Source organism: Actinomadura sp. ATCC 39365 (genome assembly GCF_054392275.1).
In genome coordinates, this window is sequence record NZ_CP184335.1 from 7,446,296 (window position 1) to 7,466,099 (window position 19,804).

Consider the following 19,804-nt stretch of genomic DNA (forward strand, 5'->3'; position numbering starts at 1 on the left):
CAGATCCTCACGTCAACAGCCCCCAGGGGTCGGCGATACGACCCGGACATATTACCCAAATCACGACCGACGGGCAACGTCCCGGGCGCGATGGGCGGCCACGTTGACCCGGTTCGCGCAGGTCAGCGAGCAGAACCGGCGCCGCCCGTTGCGCGAGGTGTCCACATAGACGATCTCGCACCCCGTCCGGTCGCACCGCCCGAGCCGCCGCCCGTCGGAGAAGCACACGGCCATGGCCAGCCCGCCCGCGGTGGTGTCCTTGGCCCTGGAGACGATGTCGGCCTCGGTGGAGAAGAAGTGCAGGTGGGGCTCCAGGCCGTCGTGGGTGCTGATGTGCGGCTTGGAGGCGGTGACCTCCAGCAGCTCGTTGATCAGCCGCACCTGGACGCCGAGATCGGGCTCCCCGAAGACGGGGGCCAGCCGGCGGGCCCAGGCGGCCAGCTCCGCCGCCTGGGCCGGGGTGACGTCCGTGCGCCACATGGCGTTGGCCGTGAGCGTCTCCCGCAGCGCGGCCGGGCTGAAGTCGCTCGCGTTGACGAGCGCCGCGGCGAGTTCGGCGCCGTTGCCGCCGTAAGTGTTGAAATGCACAAGGCCATTACACCAGGTTGGAGTCATGCATCCCGGAGAGCCGCACGACCCCTTCGCCCTGACCCTCGTCTCCTCCCACCGCACCTCCGAGGGCCTGGTCTCCTACCTGCGCTGCGCCTGCGGCGCGTGGGAGGTGCGCACGTCCAGGACGGTCGCGTGCGCCGGCCCGCCCCCGGTCGGCGGCAGGTCGATCACGGCCATCGACTGATCCGGCGCACTCGTCCTAGAGTCGGCAGCACACCCCTCAGGAGGTCAGGCATGTCCAGCATTCCCTCCCTGCTGCGCGACCGGATCGCGGCCACCCCCGACGCCGAGGCGTACCGGGTGCCGTCGGGCGAGGCGTGGACCTCCCTGTCGTGGAGCGAGGTCGGCGAGCGCGTCCGCGGGCTGGCGCTGGGGCTGTCCGGGCTCGGCGCGGGGCCCGGCAGGCGCGTGTCGATCCTCTGCTCGACCAGGCTCGAATGGATCCTCGCCGACCTGGCCGTGCTCTCCACGGGCGCGGCCACCACCACCATCTACCCGTCGAACACGGCCGCCGAGTGCGCCTTCGTCATCACCGACTCCGGCAGCACGATCGTCATCGCCGAGGACGACGAGCAGGTGGCCAAGCTCAGGTCCGTGCAGAAGGAGCTGCCCGACGTCACGTGCGTGGTCGTCGTCGACGGCTCGGCGAGCGACGACGGCTGGGTGGTCACCCTCGACTCGGTCAGCCGCGCGGAAGGCGACTACGACGCCCTGGTGGACGCCATCGCCCAGGACGACCTGGCCACGCTCATCTACACCTCCGGCACCACCGGACGCCCCAAGGGCGTCGAGCTCACCCACGACAACTGGCTGTTCGCGGCCGGCTCGGTCCGCGAGATCGGCCTCCTGTCCCCCGCCGACCTGCACTTCCTGTGGCTGCCGCTGTCCCACTCGTTCGGCAAGCTGCTGGAGGTGGTGATGATCGACATCGGCGTGCCGACCGCGATCGACGGCCGCCTCGACCGCATCGCCGACAACCTGGGGGCGCTGCGCCCGACCGTGATGGCCGCCGCGCCGCGCATCTTCGAGAAGATCCACAACACGGTCGTCGCCACCGTGCGCCGCGAGGGCGGGGCCAAGCTGCGCATCTTCGAGTGGGCGCGGGAGACCGGCCTGCGGGTCAGCAGGGCGCGGCAGCGCGGGGCGGCCGTCCCGCTCACCACCCGGGTCGAACACGCGCTGGCCGACCGGCTGGTCTTCGCCAAGCTGCGGGCGCGCTTCGGCGGCCGGATCCGCTTCTTCATCTCCGGGGCCGCGCCGCTGTCGCGGGACGTCGCCGAGTTCTTCGACGGCGCCGGCCTGACGATCCTGGAGGGGTACGGCCTGACCGAGTCGTCGGCGGGCAGCTTCCTCAACCGTCCCGAGTCGGTACGGTTCGGCACGGTCGGCCCGCCGCTGCCGGGCACCGAGGTCCGCATCGCCGACGACGGCGAGATCCTCATCGGCGGGCGCGGCGTCATGCGCGGCTACCACGGCCTGCCCCAGGAGACGGCCGAGGCGCTGGCGGACGGCTGGCTCCGCACCGGCGACATCGGCGAGCTCGACGACGCGGGCCGGCTGCTGATCACCGACCGCAAGAAGGAGCTGATCAAGACCTCTGGCGGCAAGTACGTCGCCCCCACCCACCTGGAGGGCCGGATCAAGGCCGCCTGCCCGTTCGCCTCGCACGTGTTCGTGCACGGCGACCGCCGCAACTACGTGACGGCGCTGGTCACCCTCGACATGGACGTCGTGCGCCCGTGGGCCGAGGCCGAGTCGCTGCCGGCCGACCCCGAGGCGCTGCGCGGGCACCCGCGCATGCGCGAGGAGGTCGACAAGGCGATCCGGCAGGTCAACGCCGACCAGGCCAGTTACGCCACGGTCAAGAAGTTCGCGATCCTGGCCGGCGACTTCACCGTGGAGACCGGCGAGCTGACGCCCAGCCTGAAGATCAGGCGCAAGGCCGTCGAGGAACGCCACGCCGAGGTCCTCGACGGCTTCTACGCCGACTGAACGACGCCGACCGACGACGCCGACCGACGACGCCGACCGACGACGACGGGTCCGAGAACCCGCCGCCGTCCGGCGAGCCCGGTGCGGGGCCGCCGTCTCACTCCCGGCCGGAGGGCTTGCGGAACTGCTCGATCAGCGCCGTGTAGCCCTCGCCGCCGTGACCCGCCGCGACGGCCCGGCCGGCCAGCTCCCTGATGAACCGCGGCAGCGTGGCGTCGACGCCGTGCGACTCGCTCTCGTGCACGAGGTGGTCCATGGCCGCCACGTGCGTGTCGAGGGTCGAGTCGGTGGCCGGGTGCGCGCCCTCGTCGATCTGCCGCGCGTAGTCGGCCAGCCATCCGGCCACGGTCTCGACGCCGTTCCGCGCGACCGGGGCGAACGCCGCGGCCTCCACCCCGGCGGCCCCGAGCAGCGCGGCGCCCTGGAGGAAGCCGTTGAGGATGTTCCACATCAGGCTCAGCACCCCGACGTCGTAGAGCGCCGACAGGCCGTGGTCCGCGCCGAGGAACGTCGTCGCGCCGCCGAGGCTGCGCAGCGCCGGTTCGTGCAGGTCGAAGGCCGTTCGCGGGCCGCTGTAGAGGAGGGCGGCCGCCGGGGTGCCGATGGCGGCGGGGGTGGTCATGATCGCGCCGTCGAGGTAGGCGCCGCCGTGCCGGGCCACCCGCGCGGCGGTGTCGCGGGCCTCGGCGGAGGTGCCGGAGGTGAGGTTGACCAGCACCCGGCCCTCCAGGGCGTCGCCCAGCGGGTCGAGCACCTCGCGGACGGCGTCGTACCCGGTCAGGCAGACGATCACGAGCGGGGCGGCGGCCACGGCGTCCCGCGCCGACCCGGCCGGTACGGCGCCCTGCCCGGCCAGCCGGTCGGCCTTGGCCGCCGTACGGTTCCAGACGGTCGTCGGCCGGCCGTCGCGCAGGAACGCCCCGGCCAGCGCCTCCCCCATCAGCCCCAGTCCCAGGACGGTCACGGGGGTACGGCTTTCCTTGGTCATCACAGTCGCTCTCCCAAAGAGGTGGTTCAGCAGCTATGGGAGAATCGTCAACGTTCAGACCGGTATGAAGGTCAAGGGGGACGGCCATGCTGATCGGTGACCTGAGCCGGCGGACCGGCGTCCGCCCGCACCAGTTGCGCTACTACGAGGCCCAAGGCCTGCTGGAGCCCAGCCGCCGCGCCAGCGGCTACCGCGAGTACGACGACGGGGCCGTGCTGACGGTGGCCCAGATCAGGAAGCTGCTCGACGCCGGGCTGTCGACCGACGAGATCGCGTACCTGCTGCCCTGCGTCACGGGCCCCGACCCCGATCTGGTGCCCTGCCCCGAGCTGCTGGACACGCTGCGCGCCCGGCTGCGCGGCCTCGACGAGCAGATCGACACGCTCACCCGCTCCCGGCGCGCCCTGCGCGGCTACCTGGAGACCACCGAAGGGCGCGCGCCGGCCGATCAGGCCGGCCACGCCCCCGCGGGAGCGCGGCCGGCCTGATCGGGCGCCGGGGAGGCGGTCAGCAGGACAGGTTGCCGCCGGGGGCGACGCCGAGGATCTGGGTGAAGCGCTGGTAGGCGTTGACCCGGCTCTGCACCTGGCCCGGGTTGCCGCCGTTGCACTCCAGGCTGCCGTTGATGCTGCGGATGGTCTCGCCGAACCCGCGGCTGTTGACCATGGCGTCGTGCGGGGTCATGGTGCCGGGGCCGTTCTGGGTCATCCAGTACCACAGCGCGGTCTTCCAGGCCACGGACGCGTTCCGTTCCACCTGCCAGGGGTCGTTCAGCAGGTTGATGCCGAGGGCGTCGCCGGCGGCCTTGTAGTTGAAGTTCCAGCTCAGCTGGATGGGCCCGCGGCCGTAGTAGGCGGCCTGCCCGGCCGGGCAGCCGTAGGGCTGGCTCGCGTCGCAGTAGTGCGGGTAGTTCGCGGTGTTCTGCTCCACGATGTAGACCAGCCCGCCGGTCTCGTGGCTGACGTTGGCCAGGAAGGCGGCGGCCTCCTGCTTCCTGACGGTGGCGGAGCCGGTCCCGGCGAAGGCGGGGAAGGCGGCGATCGCCGTGGTCAGGCCGCTGTAGCTGTAGAAGGAGTTGCGGCCGGGGAACATCTGGTCGAACTGCGCCTGACTCACCACGAAGCCTCCCGGGTCCGGCGGGTCGGTGGGCCCGCCGCCGCCGTCGCACGCGTACGGGTCCCAGTACCAGGTGCTGATCACGGGGTCGTAGCCGGGATTGTCGTGGACGGCGATGTAGTAGTTGCCGTCGGTGTATCGCACGATGCTGCCGGTGGCGTAGTACCGGCCGGCCACCCAGTTCGGGTGGTCGCAGCCGGGCGTGGGGGTACCGCCGCCGCCGCAGGCGCCCTGGTCGGTCCAGACCGCGGCGGTGCCGGGGGTCTCGTTCTGCGTCCACCACCTGGCCGACCAGTTGTGCCCGCCGCGGGACACCACCGCGCCGCCGTTGTAGGCCGTCGAGGCGTTCCACGGCGTCGCGCACGTGGCCGCCCCGGCCGGCGGGGCCGGCACGACGGCCGACAGGACGCCCGCCACCAGCAGCGCGGCGGCGAACAGCGTCAGGCTCCGGCGCACCCCGATCACTTCCCTTCGCGAAATCTCTTAGGAAAGTTTCCTAAGAGTTAGCGCGATGGTGGCACGCCGCCGAGGGCCCGGCAAGGCCCAAAGTCAAGCCCGCGGTCAGAGGATCCGCCTGGCCCCCGGCAGCGACCGGACCGCGTACGCCAGCCCCCAGCACAACGGCAGCGACACCGCCAGCACGAGGGCGAACTTGACGATCGCCGCCGCGTGCAGCCCCCGCACCGCCCAGGCCACGGCGACCAGCACCAGCGGGTGGATGACGTAGACCGCGTAGGCGTTGCCGGACAGGAACCTGCCGCGCGGCCCCTGCCGGGCGAACCGCTCCCTGAACAGCACCACCAGCCCGACGATCATGCCGACGGCGAACACGGACTCCCACAGCGCGGTGACCGCGACCGCGACCAGGCCGGTGGTCAGGGCCGCCGGCGGCAGCAGCACCACGCTCGCCACGCCCGCGACGACGAACCCGGCCCGCCCGGCCCGCCCGGGCAGCGCCTCGAACCAGCCGCGCCGGAAGGCGACCACGCCGGCCGCGAACATCGCCGCGTACTGCGGCAGGAAGTAGGGCGTGGGCAGCCCGAGCACCGGCACGTACGTGCCCTGCGGCACCGGGATCCGCCACAGGACCGTGACCGCCGCCAGCCCGAGAGTGAACAGCACGACCCCCTTGAGGCTCGGCGCCCCGGCCCCCTGGCCGCCGGACCGGCCCGCACGCCGCCACCACGCGTAGAGCAGGGCGAAGACGATCAGCACCTCGACGAACCACATCGGCCCCGGGTCCCACGAGACGATGTACCACTTCCAGAACGGCATGCCGTGCTCGCCGATCGTGAGCAGCGGCCGCAGCAGCACGAGGAAGACCAGCAGCGGCACCCCGAGCCTGACCAGCCGGTCGCGGACGAACGCGCGCCCGCCCTTGCGGTCGTGGGAGCCGGGGGTGAAGAAGCCGGAGATGAGGAAGAAGAACCCCATGAAGAACGCCTGGTTGAAGACCACCAGGATGTCCAGCGCCGTCCCGGAGGGGTCGGCGGCCGGCTCGGTGTAGTACCACAGCGGGATGTTGCCGTACGTGACGGCGACGTGATGGGCGACGACCAGCACGGTCAGCAGCACGCGCAGGTTGTCGACGGCTAAGAGTCTGGTACCGGTCTCGGTCTTCATCGCCTGCATGCCCTCTCGAACAGGTCGGCCAGCTCCGCGGCGTGCGCGTCGAGGTCGTGGTCGGGGTTCGCCACCCAGTAGGCGAACATGTCGTCGATGGCGGAGAAGTGGGTGATGGCCATGACGCGGCGGTCGAAGTCGCGGAACTCGCCGCTGGACTGGCCGTAGGCGTAGATCTGCTCCATCACCTGGTAGAGCTCGTCGTTGGCGTTGACGCCGTAGCGCGGCTCCCCGTCGGCGGTGCGCAGGTTGTAGAAGATCTCGCCGAGGGCCTTGAGCCGGGTGCGGTGGTCGCGCATGTGCTCGGCCACCGCGAGGATGTGCGTGCGCACGATCGCGGTGGGCCCTTCGACGCCCTCGATCCGCGCCATGACGTGTGCGGCGATCTCGCCGTAGACGCTGTTGACCACCTCCTCCATCAGCTCTTCCTTGCCGGCGAAGTGGTAGGAGATGACGCCCTTGCTGATGCCCGCGTGCCGGGCGATGCGCGCCAGCGACGCCTGGGCGAACCCGACCTCGGCGATCACCTCCACGGCCGAGGCGATGATCTGCGCCCGCCTGGCCTCCTCGATGAACGAGCGCGCCTTCTGGCCGCCCGACTGATTTTCTGACCGCATGGCCAAAATCTAGCACAGGCGGCCAGAACCCTGCAGGGGGCCGGGCCTCGTGCGTCGCTCAGGGACCGCGCGGGGTCAGGCATCGCGCGGGCGGACGGGAACCGCGGGAGGTCAGGACAGGCGGCCCCGGTAGACCTCCCTGGCCTGGTCCAGCAGGGCGACGTGGTCGGCGAGCTGGCCGGGGGCGGTCAGGCGGGCGTGCGACCTGATCAGCTCCTCCAGCAGGTCCAGCCACTCCAGGCACCAGCGCACGTCGTCCCGCCTGGCCACCCGGCGGTCGGCCATGTCCACGTAGACGGGGCTGGTCAGGGCGTAGCCGGTGCCGGTCATGGTGCGCGGGTGCGGGTCGCACACGACCTCGGCCACCACGTACGTCGGCTCGTCCACGCGCAGGTCGGCCGTCACGGTCAGCCGCTCCTCGCCGTCCGGGCGCCGCTCGTCGGCCGGGAGCCGTTCCGCGCCCGCGCGCACGCCCTCGGCCGTACGGACGCGCACGGCGGCCACCTCCGGGCCGATCGCGGTGGCGGTGACGCGGACGTGGTCGCCGGGGCGGGCGTCGATGACGTGGCCGGGGCCGTGCCCGTCCACCGTCAGCTCCAGCCAGGGGCCGGTGGTGGCGAACGTGCGGCCCGCCCGTACCGCGTCGGCGAACGCGCGGGCGGTCAGCTCGCCCTCCACCCGGGCGTAGACGCGGGCCCAGCCGGGCGGGTTGGACTGGTTGTCCGAACGCGTGAAGGAGATCATCGAGTCGGTCCCGGCGGTGACGGCGAGCCGGTTGCCGGCGCCGATCAGCCGCCGGTAGACGGCCGCCGTGGACGGGATCGAGGCGTGGGTGAGCACGTCGAGGCTGTCCACCAGACCGAGCGCGGCGTCGGCGACCAGCTCGCGGGCGGCGCAGTTGCGCGGCACCGGGGAGACGACTGCCCTGGGCGGATCGCCGTCGGCGAGCGGCGTGGCGAAGGGGTGGCTGTAGCCGAGGAGCGCGCCGAGGCCGCGCAGCTCCCGCAGCCCCTCGGCGTTCGGCGGCCAGTCGGCGTCGCCGGCGAACCCGGTGTGGAAGCGGCCCGGCGCGCGCTCCGGGGCGAAGGCGTAGACGTGGCCGAGCAGATCGTTGCGGTACTCGACGCCCATGCGGGCCAGGTGGGTGGCGTCGGACCAGGGCAGGTCCGCCCCCGCCCAGTGGTCGAGGGCCTCCCGGTCGTAGACGCGCGGCCCGGAGACGTTCCCGGCCAGCAGGTTGAGCACGTGCAGGTCCTCGCCGAGCTGGGCGGCGGCCGCGTCGGCGGGCAGGCCCACCAGGTCGCCGGCCCAGTTGAGGTGGACGTGCAGGTCGCCGCCGTACCAGCCGCGGGCGGCGGCGTCGTAGAGGCGTTCCGGGGAGAGCCGGAGCAGGCGTTCCTCGCCCGGGGCCAGGGTGACGTCCAGGGTGGACTCGGCGTACTCCATGCCCCTGGTGACGGTGATCGTCAGCGGTTCGGCCGGGACGTCGAGCGTGCGGCCGTCACCGTGGAAGTAGGGCCTGCCGTGGTAGTCGTGACGGGCCGGGACGCCGGGCGGGTACCAGCCGCGGCCGTCCCGGGAGGCGACGCTCCACCGGCACGGCTCCCCCGCCACCAAGGTGAGCCGGGCGGCGGGCACCGGGCGTAGCAGGGGATCGAGCCTGACGCGCTGCCCGTCGGCCACGATCACGCTGCCGGCGTCGGCCTCGACCAGCCAGGCCCCGTGGGGGCCAGCTCGCGCTGGGCGTCGTCCACGCTGACCGGGCAGGGGGTGTCGCGGGAGGAGTCGACGAGCAGGAAGATCTTCTCCTCCCCCCGCCCGGGGGGCGGCGGCGGGGACTGAACGGCCGTCGCGGGCCGGGCGCCCGCGACCGGCACCTCGCCCACCCAGCGCGGGCCCGAAGGCGCCCCCGGGGCCAGGACGGTGATCGGCGCTCCCCGCAGCTCGATCCGGTCCGGGCCGACGCGCAGCGCGGTCAGGTGCGGCGGCAGCTCGCCGGCGAGGGTGTCGCGCAGCACCCGGTCGTAGTCGGGCTCGGCGAGGTGGGCGGCCAGCCGGTCGATCGGCTGCCCCCGGTGCAGCCGCCCGGCCTCCTCGAAGGCCAGGCGCCAGAACGTGCCGAACAGCGAGGGCGGCAGCACCCTGCGCCGGGCGAAGAACTTCACGTAGTGGATCTCCGGCTCGCCCCAGGTGATGCCGTGCTCGGCCAGCAGGCGACCGTACTCCTCCAGGGCCCCCGCGACCGTTTCGGGCAGCATCGGTTCCGCACACATCTGCGCTTCTCCCCACGTCGGTTGCGCGACATCGTGACATGTCCCGCTCAAGCCGTCGGATCGGAGATGACGCTGCGGATACGGATATTTCTCCCCCGGGCGCAAGTCTGTTCCTCCGGGGAGTGGACAGCTCCCGGCGACCACCGCCGGCCGTCAGGGCCGCTTGAACACCGACAGCAGGCGGTCGGCGGCGAGCGCCGGGGTCAGCTCCCCCGCCAGCACCTCCCGCTCGACGTCCGCCGTGATCGCCGCCACCTCGGGGTCGTGGCGCAGCTCGGCGAGCAGGCGGTCGCGGACCAGCGTCCAGGTCCACTGCACCTGCTGGCGGCGGCGCTTGGCGGCCAGGTCCAGCGAGTCCTGATGGGCCAGGACCCGCCGCCACAGCTCCTCCAGGCCGTCCCCGGTGAGCCCGCTGCAGGTCAGGACGGGCGGCGGCCCGGCGTCCGAGCGGAGCATGCGCAGGGCTCCGGCCAGTTCCCTGGCCGCCTTCCTGGCCGCGAGCTCGTATTCGCCGTCGGCCTTGTTGACCGCGATCACGTCGGCCAGCTCCAGCACGCCCTTCTTGATCCCCTGGAGCTGGTCGCCGGTACGGGCCAGGGTGAGCAGCAGGAACGTGTCCACCATGTCGGCCACGGCGGTCTCCGACTGCCCGACCCCGACGGTCTCGACCAGCACCACGTCGAACCCGGCGGCCTCCACCACGACCATGGCCTCCCTGGTCGCCTTCGTGACGCCGCCGAGCGTGCCGGAGGTCGGCGACGGGCGGATGAACGCGGCCGGATCGGCCGACAGCCGGGCCATCCGGGTCTTGTCGCCGAGGATGCTGCCGCCCGTCCTGGTCGAGGAGGGGTCGACGGCCAGCACGGCCACCTGGCGCCCCTGGCCGGTGAGGTACGTGCCGAGCGCGTCGATGAACGTGGACTTGCCCACGCCGGGTACGCCCGAGACGCCGACCCGGCGGGCCCGGCCGGACAGCGGGGTGAGCTCGACGAGCAGCCGCTGGGCCAGCGCCATGTGGTCCGGTCTGGTCGACTCGACCAGCGTGATCGCGCGGGCGATCCACGTACGGGAGCCTGCCCGTACGCCTTGGGCGTAGTCCTCCAGCGAGCGCACGCGGTTCACCCCTTTCTTTCTCATTGATCAGCCTAACTTCTGACAAGTCCCGTTATTTGCCAGTAAGGTGCTGGAGTTCTGATCACAGCCGTCACAGGAGTCACTCCCCTCATGCCCAACGTCGAACCCCTCCGCGAGGGCGACCCGGCGGCGGTGGGACCCTACCGGCTGGCCGGACGGCTCGGCGCGGGCGGCCACGGTGTCGTCTACCTCGCCCGCGGGCGCGACGGCGGTCCGGTGGCCGTCAAGGTGCTCGCCGAGGGCGTCACCGCCGGTGAGCCGTTCGCCAGGGAGATCGCCGCCGCGCGTGCCGTGGAGCCGTCCTGCGTCGCGCGGGTGCTCGACGCCTCGGTCAGGGGCCGCCCGTACGTCGTGACCGAGTACGTGGACGGGCCCTCCCTCCAGGAGACCGGCGCGCTGCGCGGCGCGGACGAGCTGCGGCGGCTGGCGGTGACGACCGCGACGGCGCTGGCCGACGCGCACCGGGCGGGCGTCGCGCACCGCGACTTCAAGCCGTCCAACGTGCTGCTCGGGCCGGACGGTCCGCGGGTGACCGACCTCGGCGTCTCGGCGGCGTTCGGGACGGGGGTGAGCGCGACCGGCGCCATCACGGGCACGCCCGCGTACATGGCGCCCGAGCAGCTCTCGGGGCAGGAGGCGGGCCCGGCCGCGGACGTGTTCGCGTGGGCGTCGGTGATCGTCTTCGCGGCGACGGGGATGCCGCCGTTCGGCGAGGACTCGCTGCCGGCGGTGATCAACCGCATCCTGCACGACGAACCCCGCACCGGCGACCTGCCGCAGCCGCTGCTCGGCGTGGTCCTCGCCTGCCTGGCCAAGGACCCCGCCCGCCGCCCGCCCATGGCCGACGTCCTCCGCCACCTGCTCACCACCTCCTCGGCCACCTCCGGCCCCTCGCCCCACCCGTCACCGCCGGGCCCCTCGCCCCACCCGTCACCGCCGGGCCCCCCGACCCACCCGGCACCCGCCGGAACGCCGACCCGCCCGATGCCTGCCGGGGCGTCGGCCCGCCCGGCGGCCTCCGGGGGTCGGATGCCGCGTCGGGGACCACTGGGCTGCGCCTGGTCGCGGGCACGCCGCCCCTTGCCCACGGGGGACCCCCGCAACCGCAGGCCCCGGCCGCGGCCGCGCAGGCCGCCAAGCCGGGGGCCGCGCCCAAGGTCAGGGTTCGGCGGCGGGTGAAGACGGCGATGGTCGCCGGGGTCTCCGGGGTGTCCGTGCTGGTGTTGTCGGGCGCCATCGTCTGGCTCACTCCCTCGACGCCCACGCCCAAGGCCACCCACGTGGCCGACGTGACCACCGCCCCCGCCCCGGCACCCACCCCCGCCACGACGACCTCCCCCACGCGACGCCCGCGGCACACCCGCACCCCCGTCCCCGGGCCGCAGGAGGAGAGCACCTCCGGCACCACCCCGGCCCCCGACCGCCTCACCCTGGCCCCCCTGCGCCCGTCCGGCGGCACCAGGAACGGCGACTGCTGGGACGGCACGGTACGGCTCCAGGCGGCGGTGACCAGAACCGGCGACCCGGTCACCCTCCGCTACACCTGGATCGTCGACGGCACGGTCACCGCCCGCTCCTCGGCCACGGTCGCCGAGAACGGCCCCCGGCACCTGACCTCGCCGACCGCGCTGACGGACGCCGGCCCCCACAGCGTCACGCTGCGGATCACCGCGCCGGTGGCCCGCCAGCGCACCATCGCCGTCACCATCTGCGACGACGCCCTCTGACCCGGGCGGGCCGCCCCGAGGGTCAGGGGCGGCCGGTGAGCGTCCGGAGCAGGTCGAGGGCAGCGTCGGCGATCACCGTGCCCGGCGGGAAGATGGCGGCGGCGCCGGCGGCGCGCAGCTCGTCGTGGTCGCCCGGCGGGATGACGCCGCCCACCACGATCATGATGTCCCCGGCGTCGAGGTCGGCCAGGGCACTCCGGAGCGCGGGCACCAGCGTGAGGTGCCCGGCCGCCAGCGACGAGACGCCCACGATGTGCACGTCGGCCTCGACCGCCTGCCTGGCCACCTCTTCCGGCGTCTGGAACAGCGGGCCGACGTCGACGTCGAAGCCCAGGTCGGCGAAGGCGGTGGCGATCACCTTCTGGCCCCGGTCGTGGCCGTCCTGGCCCATTTTGGCGACCAGGATGCGCGGGCGGCGGCCCTCGTCCCGCTCGAAGTCGGCGCAGGCGCGGCGGACGCGCTCGATGGCCTCGGCGGGGCCGGACTCGTCGCGGTACACACCGGAGATGGTACGCACCTGCTCGGCGTGCCGGCCGAACACCCGCTCCAGGGCGTCGGAGATCTCACCGACGGTGGCCTTGGCGCGGGCGGCGTCCACGGCCAGCTTGAGCAGGTTGGCCTCCAGGCCCGGCGCGGGGTTCTCGGCGGCCTTGGTGAGCGCGTCGAGCGCGCGCTGCACGCCCTCGCCGTCGCGTTCGGCCCGGAGCCGGGCCAGCTTGTCGAGCTGCTGGGCGCGTACGGCGCTGTTGTCGACCTTGAGCACCTCGATGGGCTCGTCGTCGGCGGCGCGGTACTTGTTGACCCCGATGACCGGCTGGCGGCCGGAGTCTATGCGGGCCTGGGTACGGGCCGCCGCCTCCTCGATGCGCAGCTTGGGCAGGCCCGCCTCGATGGCCCTGGCCATGCCGCCGGCCGCCTCGACCTCCCCGATGTGGGCCCAGGCGCGCTCGGCGAGGTCGTGGGTGAGCCGCTCGACGTAGTAGGAGCCGCCCCAGGGATCGATCACCTGGGTGGTGCCCGACTCCTGCTGCAGCAGCAGCTGGGTGTTGCGGGCGATGCGGGCCGAGAAGTCGGTGGGCAGCGCGAGCGCCTCGTCGAGGGCGTTGGTGTGCAGCGACTGGGTGTGGCCCTGGGTGGCCGCCATGGCCTCGACGCAGGTGCGGGCGACGTTGTTGAAGACGTCCTGGGCGGTGAGCGACCAGCCGGAGGTCTGGCTGTGCGTACGCAGGCTCAGCGACTTGGGGTTGGCCGCCCCGAACCGCGACACCAGCTTGGCCCACAGCAGCCGGGCGGCGCGCAGCTTGGCGACCTCCATGAAGAAGTTCATGCCGATGCACCAGAAGAACGACAGCCGGGGGGCGAACCGGTCGACGTCCATCCCGGCGGCGATCCCGGCGCGCAGGTACTCGACGCCGTCGGCGAGGGTGTAGGCGAGTTCGAGGTCGCAGGTCGCCCCGGCTTCCTGGATGTGATAACCAGAAATGCTGATCGAGTTGAATTTCGGCATCTTTTCGCTCGTATAAGCGAAAATATCCGAGATTATGCGCATCGAGGGGGCCGGCGGATAGATGTAGGTGTTGCGGACCATGAACTCCTTGAGGATGTCGTTCTGGATGGTCCCGGCCAGCTCCTCCGGCGCGACGCCCTGCTCCTCGGCCGCCACGATGTACATCGCGAGCACGGGCAGCACCGCGCCGTTCATGGTCATCGACACCGACATGCGGTCGAGCGGGATGCCGTCGAAGAGCTGCCGCATGTCGTAGATGGAGTCGATCGCCACCCCGGCCATGCCCACGTCGCCGGCCACGCGCGGGTGGTCGGAGTCGTAGCCCCGGTGCGTGGCCAGGTCGAAGGCGACCGACAGGCCCTTCTGCCCGGCCGCCAGGTTGCGCCGGTAGAAGGCGTTGGAGTCCTCGGCCGTGGAGAAGCCCGCGTACTGGCGGATCGTCCAGGGCTGGTTGACGTACATGGTGGGGTAGGGCCCGCGCAGGTACGGGGCCGCTCCGGGATAGGTGCGCAGGAAGTCGAGCCCGTCGAGGTCGGCGGCCGTGTAGAGCGGCTTGACCCCGATGCCCTCCGGCGTCTCCCACACCTCGCCCCCGGGGACGGCCTCCGCACCGGAGCCGGCCCCCGGCCCGAGCGGGACGCCCGAGAAGTCGGGGATCATCGCAGCACCTCCAGGTCCTCGAACGTCTGACGGAGCACGGCGAGCGCGTCGCACCCCGCGTACAGGCAGGCGTCCACGCCCTCGTAGTCTCCCTTCCCCGCCAGCCAGACGCGTCTCGCCCCCGCGTGCCGCAGGGCGGCGGCCACGGCGCGGGCGTGCTGGGCGTACAGCTTGTCGGTGGAGCACAGGCAGGCGACGGCGGCGCCGCTCACGGCGAAGGCGGTGGCGATCTGCTCGGGGTCGGCGCCCGGCCCGGCGGTCTCGGTGGCCAGGCCGCCGGCGTGGAACAGGTTGGCGGCGAAGGAGGCCCGCGCGGTGTGCGCGGCGACCGGCCCGATGGTGGCCAGGAACACCTTGGGACGCTCGGGCAGGGCGTCGGCGACGTCGCGCAGCGCCTCGAACTCCTGGGCGTAGCGGGCCACGGGCCGCCCGGCGGGGGCGGGTGGCCGGCGCAGCGGCTTCTCGCCGGGGTCGGGGAACTCGCTGACGCCGGTGATCGGGAAACGCCGGTGGGCGATGTCGTCGTCGCGGCGGGCCCGGGTGGCGGCGACGCGCCGCTCGATCAGCTCGCCGGCGGCCGCCACGCCGCCGGCGGCCTCGATCTCCTGGAACCACGCCCAGGCGCGTTCGGCCAGGTCTTCGGTGCGGCGCTCGACGTACCAGGAGCCGCCGGCGGGGTCGGCCACCCGCCCGATCCCCGACTCCTCCAGCAGCAGCGACTGCGTGTTGCGGGCGATGCGCCGGGAGAAGGCGTCGGGCAGGCCCAGCGCGGCGTCGAACGGCTGCACGGTGACCGCCTCCGCGCCGCCGACGCCCGCCGCGAAGCAGGCCAGGGTGGTGCGCAGCATGTTCACCCAGGGGTCGCGGGCGGTCATCATGGCCGCGCTGGTGACGGCGTGCTGGCGCTGGCCGCCGTGCTCGGCGGCGCCGCACACCTCGGCCACCCTGGACCACAACCGGCGCGCCGCGCGCAGCTTGGCGATGGTGGCGAACTGGTCGGCGGTGGCGGCGTACCGGAAGTCGATCTGGCCTAGCGCTTGCTCAACTGTGAGGCCGGCGCCGGTGAGCGTGCGCAACTCGGCCACGCCCCGCGCGATCGAGCAGCCCAGTTCCTCGGCGTCGGCGGCGCCCGCGTCGTGGTACGGCGTGGCGTCGACCATGACCGCGCGCAGCCCCGGGACCGCGACGCACCGCCCGGCCAGCTCCGCCCCCTCGCCGCCGCTCGCGCCCAGGTTGCCGCTGGGCGTGACGCCCTTGGCGGCGGCCAGGCCGAACAGCGTCTCGGCGGCCTCCCGCGTGTGCTCCCCCGCCTCCAGCACGATCGGGGCCAGGTCGAGGTAGACGTCCTTCAGCACGGCGGGCAGCGCGTCCACCGGGATCGCGCCGTCGCCGACGACCAGCCAGAGCGAGGTGACGCCGTTCTCCAGGTCGGCCAGCACCGCCTCGGGGTCGGCCACGGCGTGCCGCTGCCGGACGTCCCAGCCGGGCCGCGCCCGCGCCCCCGCGTGAACGGCGGCGCGCCCGGCAGCCCCGGATCGCCCGGCAGGTCGCCCGCGTCGTAGAGCGGCGCTACCGGCACGCCGTCGTAGGTCGGGCTGGACAGCGCCTCCTCCGGCGAGCCCGCCTCGACCCCCGACTTGCGCAGGACCTCGACCGCCAGCCTCCGCCAGTCGTCGCGAGTGGTGGGAGGAAAGCCCGCTGCCAGTTCCATGCAACGGATAGTAGGCGCTGCCCGGCCGCCGCAGTAATCCGGGGGTTACCCGTCAGCCGTCGGCGCCTCCCAGGCCAGCCTCCACGTGAGCGGGCCCACGATCCCGTCGTCCTCGACGCCCTGCTCGCGCTGGAACTTGCGGCACACGTCGCGGGACCGGGCGCCGTACGCGCCGTCGACGGTCAGGTCGTAGCCGCGCTTGGTCATCTGCCGCTGCCACGTGCGCACGTCCTCGCCCTCCATGACCGGCGGGTACTTCAGCAACCGGCCGGGGAAGGGCGGCGCGCCCTTGGGCGGCGGCGGGGTGGTGCCGCCGCCGGGGCGGGGCGCGCCGCGCTTGATCCAGGCGTACAGGGGGTCGCCGGGGCAGTCGGTCGAGTAGCCGTCGCGGTGGCCCTTGATCTCCTTGCCGGCGCCGCCCCGGTCGCGGACGTACTGGACGGCGTCGAGGACGGCCTCGAGCATCGCGTCGGGCGGCTGCACGAGCCCGGCGTTGCCGACCAGCCCGAGCACGGCGTAGTGACCGGCGTTGAGCCCGGGACCGTTGGCCGCCGGCAGATGATGCAGCCCCCGCCCCTCGAACACCTTCCGGTGCGGACAGGCGACGAAGCTGTAGCCGATGTCGATCCAGCCGTTGCCGTCCATGTGATAGCCCTGGATCGATCGCACGAGGGAGACGCAGCCGGCGTGGTCGGACACGATGGCGGGTTCGACCCGGCCGCCGGTGTAGTGGACCTTGACGCCCTTGGTTGAGTCAAGCTGGGTGTAGGAGCCGCGGGGCGCGCGGGCCTGCCAGTCGCGGCGTAACACCAGATCGATGTCCACGAGTGCTCTCCGAGAGTAGATATCGGGACGACCGAGCGTAACGCCAGCGAGGTGAACAGGTCCGGGGATCGCGCTATTTCACGGCCTGATCACCCGCCGTTCGGTCACGATCGCGGTGATCAGATCGTGCGGCGTCACGTCGAACGCGGGGTTCAGCGCCTGTGTGCCCTCGGGCGCCAGGCGTACACCTCCGACGGTGAGGAGCTCCTCGGGGTCGCGGTCCTCGATCTCGATGTGGTCGCCGGTCGGGGTGGCGGCGTCGATGGTGGACTCGGGGGCGACCACGATGAACGGCACTCCGGCCCGTTCGGCGCCGAGCGCGAGCGCGTACGAGCCGATCTTGTTGGCGGTGTCGCCGTTGGCGGCGATGCGGTCGGCGCCGATGAGCACCGCGTCCACCTCGCCCTTGGCCAGCAGGTACGGCCCCGCCGAGTCGGCGACCAGCCGGTGCGGGGCGCCCATCCTGGCCAGTTCCCAGGTGGTGAGCCGGGCGCCCTGGAGCAGCGGGCGGGTCTCCAGGGCGAGCACCTCGGCCAGGCGGCCGCGTTCGTGCAGGGTCTGGACAACGCCGAGGGCGGTGCCGCGTTCGACGGCGGCCAGGCCGCCGGTGTTGCACACGGTCATGATCCGCAGCCGGTCGCCCTCCAGCAGGCCGGCGCCGCGCTCGCCCATGGCCAGGCAGGCGGCGATGTCGTCGTCGCGGATCCGCAGCGCGGCCGCCAGCACCGCCTGCCGGCCCTTGTCCAGGTGGGCGGCGGCCTGGTCGACGCCCCAGGCCAGGTTGGCGGCGGTGGGGCGGGCCGCGCGCAGCTCGGCGATCTGGCCGAGGTCGCCGTCGGCGAGCACGACGCCGAGCGCGCCGGCCACGCCGAGCGCGGGGGCACCGCGCACGGCCAGCCGCCTGATCGCCGCGACGAGCTCGGCCACGGTCTCGACGCGCAGCCGCACGCACCGGCCGGGCAGCAGGGTCTGGTCCACGAGCTCGATGGCGTCGCCGGCCCAGTCGATGGTCCTCACGCCGCACACGGTAACCCACGGCTCCCGGGCGGGGCCGTGGGGTCAGCGTTCGGCCAGGACGATCACCGAGTCCTGCCGGCCGAGGACGACGGTGTCGCTCTTGGCGGGGTTCAGCACGATGCCGTAGTGCGGCGGGACGTTCCTGGAGACGTTGTCGCGGTAGCCGATCGCGGTCTCGCCCCTGCGCCGGGCCGCCTCGACGATGGTGGCGAAGGTGACCTCGGCGCCGGTCCCGACGTAGGAGGCGGCGGGCCTGGGGTAGATCTCCGAGCCGTGCGAGTCGAACAGGTAGCCGAACACGTCGGCGAGGTGCCGGTTCTCGGCCAGCTGGGCCAGCAGGAGGCCGATGACGGTGTCGCTGATGACGATGTCGTCGGCCTCGGTGACCTCGGCCAGCGCCCGGTTGCCCTCGTCGTGCATCTCGCTGACGATCGAGTAGTGCTCGCCGAGCGTGCTCTGCATGTCGCGGAGCTGGAGCAGGGTCATGAGCGTGCGGGTGTCGGCGTGGTGGGGGTCGAAGCGGTCGTCGGAGAGCACGATGACGTGCTGGTAGAGGCCGACGCCGAGGGATTCCAGCGCGTACCGGTCGGTGGTGTCGCAGTCCTTGACGTTGACGGTGAGGGTGCGCAGCCCGGTCAGGCCGGTGCCGGCCTTGGGGTGGTCGGCGGCGATGTCCAGGACCGAGCCCGGGGAGACGTAGCCGTCCAGGTAGCGCACGATCTGCTCGGCGCGGCCGTTCCAGTTGAGCAGGAGGGTGCGTTCGGGCTCGGGCTGGGGGGCGGCGGCGGTGGTGACGGCCTGTTCGTCGATCGGGGGCTCGCCGGTGGCGAGCGTGATGTGGGAGTCGTCGTGGGCGATGACGACGACCTGGTCCTTGGCCGTGATGACGGTGTCCATGGGCGGGTTGAGCACGACGCCGGCCGGGCCGCGTAAGCCGATGACGGCGGCGGTCTCGTAGGCGTGCAGGGCCTGGCTGTAGGTGGCGCCGACCAGCTCCTCGTCGGCGCGCAGGTAGATCTCGCCGCCGTCGAAGTTGAGCAGGTCCATGCAGACGACGGACATGCCGGACTGGCGGGAGGACTGCACGATCAGCCGGGAGGCGGTGTCGTCGGAGTCGACGAGGTGCACGTCCTCGCCGCCGGCCAGCCGGGCGGCGGCCAGGTTGCGGGCGGAGGCCAGGGCGGCGACCACGGGCGGGTGGGAGCCGGCCCGCTTGGCCAGGGCGAGCAGGATCTTGATGACGTGCGCGTCGGGGTCCTCGCCCTCGGGGGAGAGCACGACGACGGACCTGGCCGTGGTGAGGTTCATCAGGCCGAGGTCGCGCGGCTCGGTGGGACGTCCGGTGCGGCAGACCAGGCGGGTCCTGCCCAGGTCGCCGACGTGCTCGCGGATGTCCTCCTCCATGGCGAGCTTGTCGCGGTCGGCCAGGACGGCGATGACCGAGTTCTTCTGGCTGGCGTGCGCCTTGACGAGCTCGGTGACGATCGTGAACACCTGGTCGGACCAGCCGAGCACCACGGTGTGGCCGGACTCGACGATGCGCGAGCGGCCCCTGCGCAGGCGGTCCACCTTCTGCTTGAGGCCGTTGGACAGCAGGCCGACGAGCATGCTGACGATGAAGATGCCGCCGAGCGACCCGGCGAACATGACGGTCATGTAGCCGAACGAGCCCTTGTCGCTGGCGACCTTGCTGGGGGTGAGGGCGTGCATGAGGGCGACCCACAACACCTGCCCCGGGCCGCTGACGCCGTCGGGCTCGTCGGGCGCGAGCCAGAGCGTGAGCGCGGCCACCACGAGGATGAGCGCGACCGACACCACCGCGAGCCAGCCGATGAGCGAGGCCGTCCCCCTGGACATGGTGTTGTCGAACCAGTACCGCGCCCGTTCGCGGACCGTGACCCTCGACACTTCCCCGATACCTCCGTGTAAGGAGTGATTTAAACCGACGTCACAAGGTACCGGGCGATCTTGGCTTCCGCATGGCGAGCGGTAACGTAGCCGC

At 73.0% G+C, this 19,804-nt stretch carries 17 protein-coding genes and 1 pseudogene; 5 read left to right on the forward strand and 13 right to left on the reverse strand.

Annotation, left to right across the window (positions count from 1 at the left end; genetic code table 11):
- Positions 1-60 precede the first annotated feature (60 nt).
- Entirely contained in the window at positions 61-588 is a 528-nt protein-coding gene (locus tag ACNF49_RS36330; protein WP_357968927.1) for a CGNR zinc finger domain-containing protein, read from the reverse strand.
- Positions 589-613: 25 nt separating this feature from the next.
- Here ACNF49_RS36330 and ACNF49_RS36335 point away from each other — a divergent pair, with 25 nt between their 5' ends.
- Positions 614-796: a hypothetical protein gene (locus ACNF49_RS36335; RefSeq protein ID WP_482940401.1), complete on the forward strand. Its 183-nt coding sequence runs from the start codon at positions 614-616 to the stop codon at positions 794-796.
- Between the two features lie 50 nt (positions 797-846).
- Positions 847-2,604 carry an AMP-dependent synthetase/ligase gene (locus ACNF49_RS36340; RefSeq protein ID WP_482940402.1) on the forward strand — a complete coding sequence of 586 codons (1,758 nt, stop codon included), beginning with the start codon at positions 847-849 and terminating at the stop codon, positions 2,602-2,604.
- A gap of 97 nt (positions 2,605-2,701) precedes the next feature.
- On the opposite strand, the gene ACNF49_RS36345 is transcribed toward ACNF49_RS36340, so the two are convergent.
- Complete coding sequence (locus ACNF49_RS36345) at positions 2,702-3,568, reverse strand: NAD(P)-dependent oxidoreductase (RefSeq protein ID WP_482940403.1); 867 nt, start codon at positions 3,566-3,568, stop codon at positions 2,702-2,704.
- A 110-nt stretch (positions 3,569-3,678) separates the two neighbouring features.
- Between ACNF49_RS36345 and ACNF49_RS36350 the strand changes: the two genes are divergently transcribed.
- The gene (locus ACNF49_RS36350) at positions 3,679-4,080 is read left to right on the forward strand and encodes a MerR family transcriptional regulator (RefSeq protein ID WP_482940404.1); all 402 of its coding nucleotides are present in this window, start codon (positions 3,679-3,681) and stop codon (positions 4,078-4,080) included.
- Between the two features lie 19 nt (positions 4,081-4,099).
- On the opposite strand, the gene ACNF49_RS36355 is transcribed toward ACNF49_RS36350, so the two are convergent.
- The 6 genes from ACNF49_RS36355 to meaB all read right to left on the reverse strand — a co-directional run bounded on the left by ACNF49_RS36355 (position 4,100) and on the right by meaB (position 10,358).
- Positions 4,100-5,164 (reverse strand): glycoside hydrolase family 19 protein, encoded by a 1,065-nt coding sequence (locus ACNF49_RS36355; protein ID WP_357968915.1) that lies wholly within the window; start codon positions 5,162-5,164, stop codon positions 4,100-4,102.
- A gap of 105 nt (positions 5,165-5,269) precedes the next feature.
- Positions 5,270-6,331, reverse strand: a complete 1,062-nt coding sequence (locus tag ACNF49_RS36360) for an acyltransferase family protein (RefSeq protein WP_482940405.1) — start codon at positions 6,329-6,331, stop codon at positions 5,270-5,272.
- Complete coding sequence (locus tag ACNF49_RS36365; RefSeq protein ID WP_357968911.1) at positions 6,328-6,948, reverse strand: TetR/AcrR family transcriptional regulator; 621 nt, start codon at positions 6,946-6,948, stop codon at positions 6,328-6,330. Before ACNF49_RS36365 ends, ACNF49_RS36360 begins: the two co-directional genes overlap by 4 nt.
- A 111-nt stretch (positions 6,949-7,059) precedes the next feature.
- On the reverse strand, positions 7,060-8,637 hold the full coding sequence (locus ACNF49_RS36370) for a CehA/McbA family metallohydrolase (RefSeq protein ID WP_482940406.1): 1,578 nt from the start codon (positions 8,635-8,637) through the stop codon (positions 7,060-7,062).
- Positions 8,634-9,206 (reverse strand): hypothetical protein, encoded by a 573-nt coding sequence (locus tag ACNF49_RS36375; protein ID WP_482940407.1) that lies wholly within the window; start codon positions 9,204-9,206, stop codon positions 8,634-8,636. The genes ACNF49_RS36370 and ACNF49_RS36375 overlap by 4 nt, the downstream gene beginning before the upstream one ends.
- 168 nt (positions 9,207-9,374) lie before the next feature.
- Positions 9,375-10,358, reverse strand: coding sequence for a methylmalonyl Co-A mutase-associated GTPase MeaB (gene meaB, locus ACNF49_RS36380; protein ID WP_482940408.1), 984 nt, complete (start codon positions 10,356-10,358; stop codon positions 9,375-9,377).
- Between the two features lie 87 nt (positions 10,359-10,445).
- On the opposite strand from meaB, the gene ACNF49_RS36385 reads away from it, so the two are divergent.
- Both ACNF49_RS36385 and ACNF49_RS36390 read left to right on the forward strand, forming a co-directional pair.
- Positions 10,446-11,534 carry a serine/threonine-protein kinase gene (locus ACNF49_RS36385; protein ID WP_482940409.1) on the forward strand — a complete coding sequence of 363 codons (1,089 nt, stop codon included), beginning with the start codon at positions 10,446-10,448 and terminating at the stop codon, positions 11,532-11,534.
- A complete protein-coding gene (locus ACNF49_RS36390; protein WP_482940410.1) occupies positions 11,531-12,082 on the forward strand; it encodes a hypothetical protein in 552 nt (183 codons plus the stop codon). The genes ACNF49_RS36385 and ACNF49_RS36390 overlap by 4 nt, the downstream gene beginning before the upstream one ends.
- 22 nt (positions 12,083-12,104) lie before the next feature.
- Here ACNF49_RS36390 and scpA read toward each other — a convergent pair whose 3' ends face one another.
- The 5 genes and pseudogenes from scpA to ACNF49_RS36415 form a co-directional block, all read right to left on the reverse strand.
- Positions 12,105-14,249, reverse strand: coding sequence for a methylmalonyl-CoA mutase (gene scpA / locus ACNF49_RS36395; RefSeq protein WP_482940411.1), 2,145 nt, complete (start codon positions 14,247-14,249; stop codon positions 12,105-12,107).
- A pseudogene (locus tag ACNF49_RS36400) lies at positions 14,246-15,960 on the reverse strand (methylmalonyl-CoA mutase family protein). Before ACNF49_RS36400 ends, scpA begins: the two are co-directional and overlap by 4 nt.
- Before the next feature lie 45 nt (positions 15,961-16,005).
- Positions 16,006-16,785, reverse strand: a complete 780-nt coding sequence (locus tag ACNF49_RS36405; protein WP_482940412.1) for a peptidoglycan recognition protein family protein — start codon at positions 16,783-16,785, stop codon at positions 16,006-16,008.
- Between the two features lie 78 nt (positions 16,786-16,863).
- Positions 16,864-17,802 carry an S-methyl-5-thioribose-1-phosphate isomerase gene (gene mtnA / locus ACNF49_RS36410; RefSeq protein WP_358005975.1) on the reverse strand — a complete coding sequence of 313 codons (939 nt, stop codon included), beginning with the start codon at positions 17,800-17,802 and terminating at the stop codon, positions 16,864-16,866.
- 42 nt (positions 17,803-17,844) lie between these two features.
- Positions 17,845-19,710, reverse strand: a complete 1,866-nt coding sequence (locus ACNF49_RS36415) for a CASTOR/POLLUX-related putative ion channel (RefSeq protein ID WP_357968891.1) — start codon at positions 19,708-19,710, stop codon at positions 17,845-17,847.
- Between the last annotated feature and the right edge of the window lie 94 nt (positions 19,711-19,804).